At 62.9% G+C, this 13961-nt stretch carries 13 protein-coding genes; 5 read left to right on the top strand and 8 right to left on the bottom strand.

What is annotated here, in order from left to right; translation table 11 throughout:
- The first annotated feature begins 74 nt into the window (after positions 1–74).
- From FEZ63_RS13570 to FEZ63_RS13585, 4 genes are read left to right on the top strand one after another with little or no spacing between them, the layout of a single operon-like run.
- Entirely contained in the window at positions 75–1112 is a 1038-nt protein-coding gene (locus tag FEZ63_RS13570) for an HlyD family secretion protein (RefSeq protein WP_150945316.1), read from the top strand.
- Positions 1109–2887, top strand: coding sequence for an ATP-binding cassette domain-containing protein (locus FEZ63_RS13575; protein ID WP_150945318.1), 1779 nt, complete (start codon positions 1109–1111; stop codon positions 2885–2887). Before FEZ63_RS13570 ends, FEZ63_RS13575 begins: the two co-directional genes overlap by 4 nt.
- Positions 2884–4023: an ABC transporter permease gene (locus tag FEZ63_RS13580; protein WP_150945320.1), complete on the top strand. Its 1140-nt coding sequence runs from the start codon at positions 2884–2886 to the stop codon at positions 4021–4023. Before FEZ63_RS13575 ends, FEZ63_RS13580 begins: the two co-directional genes overlap by 4 nt.
- Positions 4024–4026: 3 nt before the next feature.
- Complete coding sequence (locus tag FEZ63_RS13585; RefSeq protein ID WP_150945323.1) at positions 4027–5145, top strand: ABC transporter permease; 1119 nt, start codon at positions 4027–4029, stop codon at positions 5143–5145.
- A 51-nt stretch (positions 5146–5196) separates the two neighbouring features.
- On the opposite strand, the gene FEZ63_RS13590 is transcribed toward FEZ63_RS13585, so the two are convergent.
- The 6 genes from FEZ63_RS13590 to aceA all read right to left on the bottom strand — a co-directional run bounded on the left by FEZ63_RS13590 (position 5197) and on the right by aceA (position 10837).
- Positions 5197–5952: an ABC transporter permease gene (locus FEZ63_RS13590; RefSeq protein ID WP_150945326.1), complete on the bottom strand. Its 756-nt coding sequence runs from the start codon at positions 5950–5952 to the stop codon at positions 5197–5199.
- Positions 5949–6887 (bottom strand): ABC transporter ATP-binding protein, encoded by a 939-nt coding sequence (locus FEZ63_RS13595; protein ID WP_150945328.1) that lies wholly within the window; start codon positions 6885–6887, stop codon positions 5949–5951. Before FEZ63_RS13595 ends, FEZ63_RS13590 begins: the two co-directional genes overlap by 4 nt.
- On the bottom strand, positions 6884–8083 hold the full coding sequence (locus tag FEZ63_RS13600) for an ABC transporter permease (protein ID WP_150945330.1): 1200 nt from the start codon (positions 8081–8083) through the stop codon (positions 6884–6886). Before FEZ63_RS13600 ends, FEZ63_RS13595 begins: the two co-directional genes overlap by 4 nt.
- Positions 8084–8140: 57 nt before the next feature.
- Complete coding sequence (osmF, locus tag FEZ63_RS13605; RefSeq protein WP_150945332.1) at positions 8141–9052, bottom strand: glycine betaine ABC transporter substrate-binding protein OsmF; 912 nt, start codon at positions 9050–9052, stop codon at positions 8141–8143.
- Positions 9053–9282: 230 nt separating this feature from the next.
- Entirely contained in the window at positions 9283–9492 is a 210-nt protein-coding gene (locus FEZ63_RS13610) for a DUF4170 domain-containing protein (RefSeq protein WP_150945334.1), read from the bottom strand.
- A gap of 28 nt (positions 9493–9520) precedes the next feature.
- Positions 9521–10837 (bottom strand): isocitrate lyase, encoded by a 1317-nt coding sequence (gene aceA / locus FEZ63_RS13615; protein WP_150945336.1) that lies wholly within the window; start codon positions 10835–10837, stop codon positions 9521–9523.
- Between the two features lie 184 nt (positions 10838–11021).
- Here aceA and FEZ63_RS13620 point away from each other — a divergent pair, with 184 nt between their 5' ends.
- Positions 11022–12452 carry a helix-turn-helix domain-containing protein gene (locus tag FEZ63_RS13620; protein ID WP_150945338.1) on the top strand — a complete coding sequence of 477 codons (1431 nt, stop codon included), beginning with the start codon at positions 11022–11024 and terminating at the stop codon, positions 12450–12452.
- Positions 12453–12454: 2 nt separating this feature from the next.
- Here the strand turns inward: FEZ63_RS13620 and FEZ63_RS13625 are convergent, their stop codons facing one another.
- Together FEZ63_RS13625 and FEZ63_RS13630 are read right to left on the bottom strand one after the other, a co-directional pair.
- Positions 12455–13195: a glutamine amidotransferase gene (locus tag FEZ63_RS13625; RefSeq protein ID WP_150945340.1), complete on the bottom strand. Its 741-nt coding sequence runs from the start codon at positions 13193–13195 to the stop codon at positions 12455–12457.
- Positions 13188–13655, bottom strand: a complete 468-nt coding sequence (locus FEZ63_RS13630) for a tellurite resistance TerB family protein (RefSeq protein WP_162419747.1) — start codon at positions 13653–13655, stop codon at positions 13188–13190. The genes FEZ63_RS13625 and FEZ63_RS13630 overlap by 8 nt, the downstream gene beginning before the upstream one ends.
- Positions 13656–13961 lie beyond the last annotated feature (306 nt).

Here is a 13961-nt window from a genome sequence, read left to right on the forward strand (position 1 = left end):
CGCGGCCCGAAGATCAAATTCAAACTTTAAATTCGAATTTGACAATAGCGGAGGGCGTGCCTAGCTATGAGCCCATGAGAAAATTGACCGCAATCCGCGTCGTCCTCGTGATCCTGCTTGCCGCCGCGACCGGGGGCGCCGCGTGGTGGTACCTTCATCGACGTCCCGCGTCCGATGATCTCATCCTGTTCGGCAATGTGGAGCTACGGCAGGTGACGCTTGCGTTCAACGGCAGCGAGCGGATCGCGGAGGTGCTCGTCGAGGAAGGAAGTCTTGTCCACAAGGGCCAAGTTCTCGCCCGTCTCGACACCAGCCGCCTTGCGCCGCAGGTAGCTCAGGCGGAAGCACAGCTCGCGAGCCAGCAGGCGGTTGTCAACCGCTTGCGCAATGGGAGCCGCCCTGAGGAGATTGCGCAGGCTCGGGCTCAACTCGAAGCGGCCCAAGCCGAGGCTTTGAACGCCCGGCGGCAACGGGACCGCCGTGAAGCGCTCGCCGCAAGATCCATCGCGAGCGAACAGGAAACCGACATCGCGAAAGCTGCGGCCGACATCGCCGACGCGAAGGTGGTCGTAAACCAACGCGCCCTCGAACTCGCGATTGCAGGGCCGCGCGCCGAGGACATCGCGCAGGCGGAGGCGCAATTGCGCATGAGCCAGGCGCAGCTTGCGCTTCTGCGCCAGCAGCTTGCGGATGCAGAGCTGAAATCTCCCGTTGATGCGGTAGTCCGCTCGCGCCTGATGGAGCCCGGCGAAATGGCATCCACCACGCGGCCGGCCTTCTCGTTGGCAACGAAGGATCCGAAATGGATTCGCGCCTACGTCTCGGAAACCCAACTCGGCCATGTCCGCCCCGGCATGAAGGCGACGGTAACGGTGGACAGCTTCCCAGGGCAGCCGTTCGAGGGGTGGGTTGGGTTTATCTCGCCCGTGGCGGAGTTCACGCCCAAGAACATCCAGACCGAGGACCTGCGCACCAGCCTCGTCTACGAGGTGCGGGTGTTCGTGACCGATCCGGACAACCAGTTGCGCCTTGGCATGCCGACGACCGTCAAGCTGTTGGTTGGCAATGGCGAGAATGCCCCGGTCGCCCACCAAACGGGCCAGCGACAGTGACGACCGTCGAGCCACCGGTTGCGGTCGCGGCGGCAAACCTTCGAAAGGTGTTTCGTCGAGCGACCGGTGAAACAGTCGTTGCTCTCGACGGCATCTCTTTCAGCGCCCGACAAGGGACTTTAACGGCGATCGTCGGACCGGACGGCGCCGGCAAAACCACACTGATGCGCCTCGTGTGCGGGCTGATGACTGCGGATTCAGGAGACCTCGACGTCATCGGCATCAACGTCGCCGCAAACCCTCAGGAGGTTCAGGATCGCATCGGCTACATGCCGCAGAAGTTCGGGCTCTATGAAGACTTGAGCGTTCAGGAGAACCTCGATCTTTACGCGGAGCTCCATGGCGTCACGCCGGAGCAGCGAAAGGCGATCTATCCCAGGCTGATGGAAATGACCCAGTTGGGAAGTTTCACGGGTCGGCTTGCAGGCAAGTTGTCAGGCGGTATGAAGCAGAAGCTCGGGCTCGCCTGCACCCTCGTCCGCTCTCCGCAATTGCTTCTCCTCGACGAACCGACTGTTGGCGTCGACCCGCTCTCGCGCCGCGAGCTTTGGGAGATCGTGCTTAAGCTGGTGAGGGACGAGGGCCTGACGGTCATCGTCACGACCTCCTATCTCGACGAAGCCGAGCGCTGCGACCACGCTGTCGTCATGCATGCCGGGCAGGTGCTCGCGCAAGGGATGCCGGGCGAGATTACCGCGAAGGCTGAGGGATGCACGTTCATGGCGACGCCTCCGGATGGGATGCCGGCGCGTTCGCTTCAGGCCCGCTTGTTTCAATTGCCGCAGGTGATCGATGCCGTGCCCGAGGCTGGCAAAGTGCGCATTGTGCGTGCCTTCGCCGAGGAACGGAATCCTCTGGCGCTCAACGGAGCACCCATTCCGCTGGAAGCGGTTCCTGCCCGCTTTGAGGACGGCTTCATGATGCTCTTTCATGCAGTCGCCGGAGGCGGACTTCGCAATGTCATGACGCTCGATCATCCGCCGACGGGTGACGGCGATACCATCGCGGTCGAAGTGCACGACCTCACGCGCACCTTCGGCGATTTCACGGCGGTCAACCACGTGAGCTTCGAGGTTCGAAAGGGCGAGATCTATGGCCTGCTCGGACCAAACGGAGCGGGAAAGAGCACGACTTTCCGCATGCTGTGCGGTCTCTTGCCCGCGACCAGCGGAACTTTGCGGGTTGCAGGCGCGGACCTTCGCACCTCGCGCGCCGAGGCCCGTCAACGGCTAGGCTATGTGGCGCAGAAATTCTCGCTCTACGGGCAACTGAGCGTCGACGAAAACCTCGACTTTTTTGCCAGCGCCTATGGCCTGCGCGGCACCCGAAAGCGCGACCGCATTGCCTGGGCCAAGCAGCAATTCGAACTCGATCGATTTTCCGATCTTCCGAGCGGTCAGCTTCCGGGCGGTTTCAAGCAACGCCTCGCGATGGCCGCATCCCTTCTCCACGAGCCCGAGATTCTCTTTCTCGACGAGGCCACGAGCGGCGCCGATCCGATGGCGCGGCGCGAGTTCTGGGGCCGCATCACATCGCTATCCGAACAAGGCGTGACGGTGATCGTCACGACGCATTTCATGGATGAAGCGGAGTACTGTGATCGCGTCGTCATCCTTGATGCGGGGCGGACGCTGGCCGAAGGCACGCCGGCCGAAATCCGCGCGCATGCCCACCCGACCGAGGGTCGCGAACCGACGATGGAGGACGCCTTCATCGCCATCGTTGAGGAATCGCGGCGCGAGCAGGATTCTCCAATCGCAAGGAGCGCCGCGTGACAAACATCCCGACCAGGCGTTCGGGAGGTCTGCGGCGGATTTTCGCGCTGGTCCGCAAGGAGACCCTGCAGGTCTTTCGGGACCCGAGCAGCATCGCGGTCGGCATCGTGATGCCGATGCTGCTGCTCGTCCTCTTCGGCTACGGCCTCTCGTTCGACGTCAAGAACGTGCCGGTGGCGCTCGTCATGGAGGATTCGTCCGCCGACGCCCGAGGAGCCGTATCCGGTTTCGAGCTGTCTGACTATTTTGATGCCGTCCCAGTCAAGACAATGGCGGAAGCCCAAAGGCTCTTGCTCGACAAGACCGTGAACGCCATCGTACGCATCCCGCCCGATTTTGCGCGCCGGATCGAACTCGGCAATGCCGAAATCCAGGTCCTGGTGCACGGAACCGATGCCAATACCGCGCGCATCTCGCTCGGTTACGCCCAGGGCGCAATCGCCACGTGGCTGGCGCGCGAGGCTGCGAGGGGGCGCATGCTCGCAGGCGCTCCGATCAGCGTCGACAGCCGGCTTTGGTTCAATGAGGCCAACGAGAGCACCTACTTCCTCGTACCGGGGCTTATCGTCCTCGTCATGACGCTGATCGGCGCCCTTCTCACTTCGCTCGTGATGGCGCGCGAATGGGAGCGCGGAACATTCGAAGCGCTGTTCGTGACGCCGGTCCGATCGAGCGAGGTGCTGCTCGGCAAAATCGTTCCGTATTTCGTGCTGGGGATGATCGGGCTTGCTCTTTCCGTCGTCGGCAGCAAGCTCCTGTTTGGCGTTCCGCTCCGCGGCTCGCTTGCCATCCTCATTGTCGTGTCGATGCTCTATCTCCTGGTGGCGCTTGGGATCGGGTTGGTGATCTCGTCGGTGACGAAGAGCCAGTTCGTGGCGAGTCAGATCACCCTGGTGGCGACCTTCCTGCCGGCGATGATGCTGTCGGGTTTCATGTTCGACCTGCGCAGCATGCCGTGGGCGATCCAGGTCATCACCTACATCTTCCCGGCGCGTTACTTCGTGAGCCTTCTCCAGACATTGTTTCTTGCCGGCGACATCTGGGCCGTCATCCTGCCCAACGCTGCCGTTCTGGCGACGATGGCGACCGTGCTCATGGGCCTGTCGGTCGTCTTCACGCGCAAGCGGATCGGTTGAGAGATGATCGAGTCCCTGTTCAGGATCCTCGCTTTGATGCGCAAGGAAATGCTGGCAATGTTCAAGGATCCGAAAAGCCGCGTGAGCCTGATCCTGCCGCCGATCCTCCAGTGCCTCATCTTCGGCTATGCGGCCACATATGATCTGAACAATGTGCCGTACGCCCTCGTGGATCAGGATCGCAGCGCCGCCTCGCAGGCGCTTGTCGCAAAGCTCGACGGCTCACGCATCTTTACGCGGGTCGCGACGCTCGACCAGGCCGCGCAGGCGGCGCCCTTCATCGACAACCAGCAGGCCGTGCTGGTCATTGTCATCGACCGTGATTTCCAGAAGAATCTCTCCGCCGGGCGCCAGACGCCGGTGCAGGTCATCGCCGACGGGCGCAATTCCAACACGGCCGGCACGGCCCAGGGTTATGTCGGCACGATTCTCGCCGCTTTTGGTCAGGAATGGCGCGCGTCGCAGGGCCTCCCCGGCGCCGCCGTGCAGGTGACGACGCGGGCCTGGTACAATCCGGGGCTGGAGACGCGCTGGAACATGATCCCGTCATTGATCGGCACCATCACCATGATGATGACGATGATGCTGACGGCGATGTCGGTGGCGCGTGAGCGTGAGGAGGGAACGTTCGATCAGCTTCTCGTGACGCCGTTCCGGCCCTCGGAGATCATGATCGGCAAGGCCGTGCCGTCGATGATGGTCGGCGTGACCCAATCGACCCTGATCCTTCTGGTGGCAAAGTTCTGGTTCCAGATCCCGTTCGCCGGCTCCTATGTCATTCTCTATCTGGGCCTGGTCCTCTTCCTCGCGGCGGCGGTCGGCATCGGGCTGTTTCTGTCCTCGATCGTCGGCAACATGCAGCAGGCGATGATCCTGACGTTCGTGGTGCTGATGCCCTTCATGCTCCTGTCGGGCCTGACCGCCCCGATCAGCAACATGCCTGCCGCCCTCCAGTACTTCACGCTGATCAACCCTTTGCGTTATGCCATCAGCATCACCCATCAGGTCTATCTGGAGGGGGCGGGCCTTGCCCAGCTCGCGCCTGAAATGCTCGCGCTGGTCGCCATCGCGGCGGTCACGTTGCCCTTCGCCGCATGGATGTTCCGCAACCGGCTGACGTAGTTTTTTCAGCGGCGCGGTCTTGCGCCGATCGCCAAACCGCCGGCGCCCTCGCTAGAGCGACTCGCTTCCCCTACCGCCGAGTCGCGCGCTGGCGGAACGCTCGATGCGCGTCAGGACGCCGTGGATCAGGATGGCCAGCAGCGCCACCACCAATCCGCCTTGCAGCACAAAGGCGAGATTGTTCGATTGCAGCCCGGCGATGATCACTTCGCCGAGGCCTTTGGCGGCGACCGTCGACCCAATGGTCGCCGTGCCGAGATTGATGATGATCGAAAGCCGGATTCCGGCGAGAATCACCGGCAGCGCGAGCGGCAACTCGACTCCGAAAAGACGCCCGCGCGGGCTCATCCCCATGCCTTTGGCGGCCTCGAGCGTCAGCGGCGACACCTGCGTGATCCCGCTCAGCGTGTTCTCGAAAATGGGCAAAAGCCCGTAGAGAAAAAGCGCGATGAATGTCGGTGTCTCGCCGAATCCCACCAGCGGCACCGCTACGGCCAAAACGGCGATGGGCGGAAAGGTCTGGCCGATATTGACCAGACTTCGCGACAGCGGCAGGAATTCCACCCCGCTGGGGCGCGTGACAAAAATCCCCAGCGAGACTGCGATGATGGTGCTGGCAAAGGCTGCGCCGAAAACGATGAGGAGATGCGAAAGCGTCAGCGAGAGCAGGCTGCCCTGATTGTAGATTGGCGGAGCATTGTGCTCGGTCAACGGCGCAAACACGAACGTAAAAAGGTCAGGCGCGGTAATGAACGCGAGAAGCAGCGCCAAGGCCAAAAACCAAGCGATGTTTCCCCAGCGCATCATGCGGGTTGCCGGGCGTGCGCGAGAATGCCCTCGACAGTAATCCGGCCCAAGAGCGCCCCCCCTTCATCCGAGACAGGGAGCGTGTCCCGCCCACACCACATCAGGTGCGAGAGGGCGTCCCGCAGATTGGTCGCAGCGTCGAGCGGTTGGCCAGCGGACGTCCCCGGTTCGACCACGTCCTTGACCTTTGTCAGGGACAGCAGGCGGAACGGCCGTTCGGTAGTCCCGACCAAACGTTCGACGAATTCTCCCGCAGGGCGTGTCAGCAATTCGGCTGGCGTGCCGTATTGGAGAAGGCGCGCATCGTCCATCACGGCAATCCGGTCCCCGAGACGAAACGCCTCTTCCATGTCATGCGTGACAAGCACGATGGTGGTGCCAAAGCGCCGTTGAATCGAAAGCAAATCTTCCTGCGCCTTGTTGCGGATAACGGGATCGAGAGCGCCGAACGGCTCATCCATGAGAAGGAGCGCGGGTTCAGCCGCAAGCGCTCTGGCTACACCCACGCGCTGCTGCTGCCCTCCCGACAACTCGTGGGGATACTTCTTCGCGAATTCCGCCGGATCAAGCTGAAACAGCGTCATCAGGTCATCGACACGTCGAGCAATCCGCTTGGCGTCCCACCCCAGAAGTCTCGGCACCGTCGCGATGTTGCCGGCAACCGTTCTATGCGGGAAGAGCCCGTTCCCCTGAATCACGTAGCCGAGGCGGTGACGCAACACGTCCTCGGGAATCGACATCGTGTCCTGGCCGTCGATGAGCACGCGACCGGAGGTCGGGGCGATCAGGCGATTGATCATGCGCAGGAGGGTCGATTTTCCGGCCCCTGACGTGCCGACGACAACCGCGATCGTGCCCGCCTCCACGACCATCGACACGTCGTCGACGATCAACGTGTCGCCGAGGCGCTTGGTGAGACGGTCGATCTCGATCATGCGCGTGCTCCGCTCGTGAGATCGATGACGGCATCGAGGATCACGGCGGCGGCGAACGCCATGACGACGATTGGAATTGCTCCCAGCAGCACGAGATCCATCGCGGTCTGGCCGATGCCCTGAAAGATGAACGTGCCCAGGCCCCCGCCCCCGATCAGGGCCGCCACCGTGGCGAGACCCAGATTCTGCACCAGAACGATACGGATCCCCGTCAGGATGATGGGAAATGACAACGGCAATTTGACCTGCGTGAGTTGCTGTCGGCGGGACAGGCCCATGCCGCGCGCCGCATCGACAACGAGGGCCGGCACCTGATCGAGCCCCACCACGGTGTTCGCCACGACAGGCAGGAGCGAATAGAGAAACAGCGCCACCAGAGCCGGCGCGGCGCCGATGCCGCGAATGCCGATAGCAAAGGCCAACGGCACCGTGGCGGCGAGATAGCCCAGCGGTACCATCAGGATGCCGAACAGCGCGATGCTGGGAATAGTCTGCACGATATTCAGGATCTGCAACGTCGCACTTTTCAGCACCGGGATGCGGTGACAGAGAATGCCGAGCGGCAGCCCGACCAGCACGGCGGCCGTGAGGGAGCCGAGCGCCAGAAACAGGTGCTGCTCCGCCTCGCGCCAGAAACTCTCGGCGCGAGCGGTATACTCCTTCACGAGCGAAACGTCGTCCCAGGCTCCGGACATCAGCAGAATTGCTAGCAGGGTCGTGGCGATGGCGAGCGACACCAGTCGCTCCCACGGACCGAAGCGCAGACGGGTGAGCGAATCCGCAAGAAGAAGCCCGAGTGCCAGAGCAAGGAGCCAGAAGCCGAGGGCCGGCGAAACGCGCGCAAAGGTGTTGGTCGCGGGCGAGACGAAACGTGCGGCCCATCCGATGGCCGGAAGCAGCAATGCCAGACCCAAACTCGCCGCGGTGAGCCGGATCAAAGGCTTTCGCAGCCACACCGCCACGAACGCGATGCCGATCATCAGGCCGAGAATACCGATGCCCGCCAGTGCCGGTAGTGCCTCCAGCAACCCGCGCGGTTCACCTCCGGCGATCCTGTTGGGGCGATAGGTGACGAACGGCGACGCGAACAGAGCCAGCGCCATCATCAATGCCACCAGAGCGCCGAGGCGATCGAACGCCAACGCGAGAAATCCCGGGCGCTCGCGGGCCACGCGCGCTTTGGGCGAAACGTGCATGGCTGGCGCGCCCTCTCCAAGGTCAGGCACAGGCGGCGGTCTCTTTCAGGCCGTGGCCTACTTCAAAAAGTTCTTCGACTTCAGGTAGTCGGTGGCAACCGACTTCGCTGCCTCGCCGCCGACCTGGACACGCGCATTGAGGCCTTGCAGCGTCGTGAGATCGAGCGACTGGAAAATCGGCTTCAGGATATTGGCGATGTTCGGATTCTCCCGGAGCACCGATTCGCGAATGATCGGCGCAGGCGCGTAGACCGGCTGAACGTTCTTGTCGTCCGCCAGCACCACAAGGCCCGACGGCGCGATGCCGCCATCGGTGCCATATACCATCGCGGCATTGGCGCCATTGGTCTTGTCGGCTGCAGCCTTGATGGTCGCCGCCGTGTCGCCGCCGGACAGCACGATGAGCTGTTCGGGCTTCATCTTGAAGCCATAGGCGGCCTGGAAGGCCGGGAGCGCGGCGGCGGAATTCACGAATTCCGCCGAAGCCGCAAGCTTGATCGCGCCTCCACCGGCAATCCATTTGCCGAGATCGGACATGGTCGCGAGCTTGTTCGGTTCCGCCACGTCCTTGCGCACCGCGATCGCCCAGGTGTTGTTGGCGGGCGAAGGGTCGAGCCAGACGATCTTATTGGCATCGTAATCAAGTTTCTTTGCGGCGTCGTAGCCTTTCGCGGCATCCTTCCAGAGCGGATCGTCCGCCTTGTTGAAGAAGAATCCGGCGTTGCCCGTATATTCGGGATAGACGTCGATCTCGCCGGCCGTGATCGCCTTGCGAACGACCGAGGTGGCGCCGAGTTGCACCCGGTCCTGAGTCTTGATGCCGTTGGCGTTGAGCGCCAGCAGGATGATGTTGCCGAGTACCGAGCCTTCCGTGTCGATCTTGGATGAGACGACCACATCAGCGTGGGCGGCCAAAGTCGAGGCACCAAGGACAAGGGCAACGGTCAGGGATTTCAAAGTCACGTTCATCAAACGACCCTCTTGGACAGCCCGGTCAATCCGGTTTCCACGATCTAGGGCTATTTGGGCCGTTCGACAGAGCCAACGCCCCGCAAAACCAAGCGAGAGACTCAAGTTGTGCGGGCGCGTGCCGAAGATCGCTGCCTGCATATCATAGCCGGTCGAGGATCGCGCCTCCACCCCCGCTTGACCTTCCCATAAGCCCGGTTCGGAAAACGGAGGTGGAGCGAAAATCTGCCTCAGAGCGCGAGAGCGCTCAACGGCTCCTGCGCGATCGTAAACCGCACCTGCGCCTGCGGCCGATGGTCCTCGGACAGGTAGCGCCAGGTGCGCTCGGCGTCGCCCTTGCTTTCGAACGGGCCGACGAGGCGCTCGGTGCCGCGGATCAGGGTTTCGAACTCGGTGGAGGTGTATTCGCCTCCGATGACCCAGAATCGAGCTTGTTGCATGGTCTCTCTCCGTCAATGAAGGTTGGGTTCACTCTGCCGCGTGAAGCTTCGGCGAAGGGTGGAATTGCGCGGTCTCGGTCGAATCGTTCATGGCCGTCGTCGAGGACTTGCCGGCCGTGATCGCAAGCGACACCTGATCGAAATAACCAGTGCCGACTTCCCGCTGGTGGCGAGTGGCGGTGTAGCCGAGGGCTTCCGCCTCGAATTCGGACGCTTGGAGTTCGGAATAGGCTCCCATGCCGCGGTCGCGGTAGCCGCTCGCCAGGTCGAACATGCCGTAGTTGAGCTGGTGGAAGCCCGCGAGTGTGACGAACTGGAATTTGTAGCCCATGGCACCGAGTTCGCGCTGGAAGCGGGCGATGGTGGCGTCGTCGAGCTTCTTCTTCCAGTTGAATGACGGCGAGCAGTTATAGGCGAGCAGCTTGCCGGGATGGCGCTTGTGAATGGCTTCGGCGAATTTGCGCGCATCGTCGAGATCGGGATGGGAGGTCTCCCACCAGAGCAGGTCGGCGTATTCCGCATAAGCAAGACCCCGAGCGATGCAATGGTCGAGACCGGTGCCTTCCTTCAGACGGAAGAAGCCTTCGGGCGTGCGGCTGTCGGGCTCGATGAAGGGCCGGTCGCGCTCGTCCACGTCCGAGGTGATGAGCATCGCCGATTCCGCGTCCGTGCGCGCCATGATCAGGGTCGAGGTGCCCATCACGTCGGCGGCAAGCCGCGCGGCGATCAGGTTGCGTTCGTGGGCAGAGGTCGGGATCAGGACCTTGCCGCCGAGATGGCCGCACTTTTTCTCCGATGCGAGTTGGTCCTCGAAATGAACGCCCGCGGCGCCGGCCTCGATATAGGCTTTCATGATCTCGAAGGTGTTGAGCGGCCCGCCGAAGCCGGCTTCCGCATCGGCCACGATCGGCAGGAACCAGTCCCGCTTGGCGCCGCCTTCCGCGTGCTCGATCTGGTCCGCGCGCTGAAGCGTCCGGTTGATCCGGCGGCAGAGTTCGGGACCGGAATTCGCCGGGTAGAGCGACTGGTCGGGATACATGGCGCCGGCCACGTTCGAATCCGCCGCCACCTGCCACCCGGAGAGATAGATCGCCTCAAGGCCGGCGCGGGCCATCTGCATGGCCTGATTGCCCGTCATGGCGCCGAGCGAATGGACGTAGGGCCGATCCTGAAGGAGCTGCCACAGTTTTGCGGCACCGCGCTCGGCTAGCGTCTGACGGATCGGCACCGAGCCGCGAAGGCGGAGCACGTCCCCAAGGGAATAAGGCCGGGTGATGCCATCGAACCGACCCGCCGGGGCGAGATGATGCAGATCGTCGAATGAACCTGGGGTGGCGGCGGTCATGATCGTCCTTCCATTTACATTTCTTGACAAAATCAACCGAGAACTCACAATTGCTCGCGTCTCCCGGCGTCTGTCATGAATGTTGACTGCTGCTCTCCGCGTTGCAATGCCTGAGGACGAGAAGAAAAGTTGTGTTGTCACGTCAAGACACGACGTATTTTGTAAGGCTGTAAAGAAAATTACAATGGATGATGCCCGCAAACTTTTCGTTGGCCCGCGCCTCAAGCGCCTGAGGCGGGAAAAGAACCTGACCCAGGCCGGCATGGCGGAGGAACTCGGGCTTTCGCCGAGCTATCTGAACCTGATGGAGCGCAATCAGCGCCCGATCACCGCCCAGGTGCTGATCCGTCTGTCGCATGCCTATTCGTTGGACCCGCGGGAATTCGCGACGGACGATCACGAGCGCACGCTCACCGAGCTCGACGAGGTCTTCGCCGACCCGCTCTTTCGCAACACACCGGTGCCGCGGCTCGAACTGCGCGAGACGGTGGAGAGCGCCCCCGGCCTCGTGGACGCCGTCACCCGTCTCTATCGCGCCTACGCGGCGATGCGTGGCGCGCGCGAGATGCGCACTCCCGATCTCAACGATCGCGATCGCGCCGAAGGCGCTGCGGACAATCCGGTCGATCGGGTGCGGGATCACATTCAAGAAGCCAAGAATTACTTTCCCGATCTCGATGAAGCCGCCGAGGCCTTGGCGAGCGAGCTCCAGGAGCCGGGCCACGATCTCTTTCTCGCGATCTGCGAGCGGCTGCGGGCAAAGCACGGGATCCGCGTCCGCGTCATGCCCATCGATGTCATGTCGGACAGCCTGCGGCGCTACGACCACCATCGTCGCCAATTGCTCATCTCGGAGATCGTCGACCCATCCGGCCGCACCTTTCAGGCCGCCTATCAACTCGCCTTCACCGAGATGAGGCCGGTCATCGACGGGTTGGCGGCGCGGCTTGAACCGGAAGACGGCCCGGCGCGCCGGCTGCTGCGGATTTCCTTGGGTAATTATTTCGCCGGCGCAGTCATGATGCCCTACGGAAAATTCCACGCCGCGGCCGAAGCCCTGCGCTACGACGTGGACGTGCTGGGCGCCCGGTTTGGCGCGAGCTTCGAGCAGGTCGCCCACCGTCTCACCACTCTGGCGCGCCCCGGGGCCCGCGGCGTGCCGTTCTTTCTCGTCCGCGTCGATTCAGCCGGCAACGTCTCGAAGCGCTTTTCGTCCGGCCGCTTTCCATTCTCGCAATATGGCGGCACCTGCCCGCTCTGGAACGTGCATGCGACTTTCCGCACGCCCGCGCAGGTGGTGACGCAGATCGTCGAATTGCCGGACAATTCGCGCTGGTTCTCGATCGCCCGTGCGGTCAAGCGGGCCTCGAATCCGTGGGGCATGCCCGATCCGCAATTCGTCGTCGGTCTGGGCTGCGAGCTGAAATACGCCGCTCGCCTTGTCTACGCGCGCGGGTTCGACCTCACGGCTCCCGACCCGACACCGATCGGCATCAATTGTCGCCTCTGCGAAAGAGTGGCGTGCCCGCAACGCGCCGCGCCCCCGCTCATGCACCCATTGATCGTCGACGAGATGAAGCGTGGTGTGTCACCATTCGAGTTCGACGCGACCTGAGGTCAGGCGATTGCCTGCTGTTTTGCAGGCGTTCCGGCGAGCCAGGAATCGAGGAACAGGTCGAGCCAGCGCGCCACATGCGGATCGTAGAGGAACCGCCCTTCGATCTGTCGCGTGCGATCTTGCGCGCCCAGCATCGCAAGGCGTTCGGCCGCCACAACCGTCCAACGGCAAATCATGGCGTGGGTGACTTCCGGATGGAACTGTAGGCCGAACGCCGCCGTTCCGACGCGAATGGCCTGGGTCGGAAAATCGTCTCCGGTCGCCAGCGTATCGGCGCCGGAGGGGCAATCGAAACCCTCCCGATGCCAATGGTAGACGTGGCTCGGCCAGCATGTCCCCCAGGTCTCGCTCAAGGCTTCGCCGGCCGCGGTCGGCAGCAAGGGGTAATAGCCGATTTCCGCGCGGCCCTCCGGGTGCGCCCACACGGAGGCGCCGAGATGCTTTGCGAGCATCTGCGCCCCCAGGCAGAGGCCAAGATAGGGCTTGCCTTCCCGCAAGGGCACATCCAGCCAATCGATCTCCGCTTTGATGAAGTCCTCGGGATCGTTGGCGCTCATGGGACCGCCGAAAATGATGGCGCCCGCGTGGTGCTCCAGGGTGTTCGGCAGCCGATCGCCAAACCGCGGACGCCTCACGTCGAGGCGATGACCCCGCTCCTGCAGCAAGCGGCCGACCCGGCCGGGCGTCGAATGCTCCTGATGAAGGATGATCAGGATCGGCGCTTTCTCGCCTCTAGCCATTGGCTCGGTCCGCCACGAGGTTCTTGATCGCATCCGCCTTGATGGCGGCGAGATCATCGTCGGAGAAGCCAAGATATCGCCCCGTGCGCCAGATCAGATCGTCCTCGAATTCGTGGACCGTGCCATCGATCGCCGCGAGCCTGTAGGCAAGCGCCAGCAGGGGAGCGCGGTCGTCGGAGGGCACATCGCTGACGATACGGTCGATCAGGCGCGTCGCAGGATCGGTCTGAGCCTCGATCTCCACCGCCTCTTGCAGAATTCGCGCCGCGTCCTCAGCCGACAACCCGAATCGCGAGCCGAGGAGGACCTTCAACCCCTTCGATTCCACCGGCAGAACCCGTCCATCCGCGTGCGCCACCAGGATCAGGAGCGCCGCAACGGTGAGGTGTTGTTCGTGCTGGGGAGAAGGTCCATCGGCAGCAGGACGGAGGATATTCCGGAGGGCAGAAATCACTGACATGCGCCAATTATTCAAGAAACCGGTCGCTTTTCGCAAGGGCGGTCGCATGAAACCTCCGTGAATGGAGCCTAAGATTGCGTCTCTTCCAATGACCGCAAAGGCGAAACGTCGCAGCGTGACTGCCCGACGGGCAGCTTTCTGGCCTATCTTGAAGGGATTTCACACGCTTGCATCCCGACTTGAGGGCTAATCACGTTTCTCCGAGGCGACAAGCGTGCCCGCCACGGGCCGCGCTTTGCCGGCAATCCTTTTGCGCTTCGCCGCGAGAATGCTAGAACCTGTCGATTCTTCATGACATCAAAGCGT

Source organism: Microvirga brassicacearum, from assembly GCF_008757455.1.
In the GTDB taxonomy this organism is placed as follows: Bacteria; Pseudomonadota; Alphaproteobacteria; order Rhizobiales; family Beijerinckiaceae; genus Microvirga; species Microvirga brassicacearum.